The organism is Acidovorax sp. BoFeN1 (genome assembly GCF_003345135.1).
GTDB lineage: Bacteria > Pseudomonadota > Gammaproteobacteria > Burkholderiales > Burkholderiaceae_C > Acidovorax > Acidovorax defluvii.
Genome location: NZ_QOZT01000179.1, coordinates 1 through 747 on the forward strand (window position 1 = coordinate 1; position 747 = coordinate 747).

Below are 747 nucleotides of genomic sequence, written 5' to 3' on the forward strand. Positions count from 1 at the left end.
CCACTGCAGCGCGGCTGGCGCCCAGAGCTGCACCGAGCTTGTCGGCCAGCGGGGTCATGACTTCGTCGAACTTTTCCTTGCTGCCCAGGGCGCGGCCGCCGGAGACGATGATCTTGGCGGCGGTGAGCTCGGGGCGGTCGCTCTTGGCGATTTCGCTGCCCACGAACTTGCTCTTGCCTGCGTCTGCTGTGGCAGCAGCGGTTTCCACAGCGGCAGAGCCACCGGTTGCAGCTGCGGCATCAAAGCCCGTGGCACGAACGGTAATGATCTTGATGCTGTCGGTGCTTTGCACGGTGGCAATGGCGTTGCCAGCGTAAATGGGGCGCTCGAACGTGTCGGCAGAAATCACCTTGGTGATGTCGCTCACTTGCGCTACGTCCAGCTTGGCCGCCACGCGGGGCGCCACGTTGCGGCCGCTGGCGGTCGCAGGAAACAGGATGTGGCTATAGCTGGAAGCGATGGCCAGCACTTGTGCGGCCACGTTTTCTGCCAAGCCGTGTTCGAGACCAGGGGCATCGGCGTGGATGACCTTGGCAACGCCAGCAATCTGGCCAGCCGCGGTGGCGGCAGCACCGGCGTTGTGGCCGGCGATCAGCACATGCACGTCGCCACCGCAGGCAACAGCGGCGGTGACGGTGTTGAGGGTGGCGCCTTTGATGGTGGCGTTGTCGTGTTCAGCAATAACGAGAGTTGTCATGACAGTCGTCTTTCTCTTGAATCTTGGAGGGTGTCGGCATCAACCGCGGT

At 63.3% G+C, this 747-nt stretch carries 1 protein-coding gene; it reads right to left on the reverse strand.

Annotated elements, in window-relative coordinates; genetic code table 11:
* Nucleotides 1-697, reverse strand: a 697-nt coding sequence (locus tag DTW89_RS19125; protein WP_114657084.1) for an electron transfer flavoprotein subunit alpha/FixB family protein, incomplete at its 3' end; no start/stop codon positions are given.
* Nucleotides 698-747 lie beyond the last annotated feature (50 nt).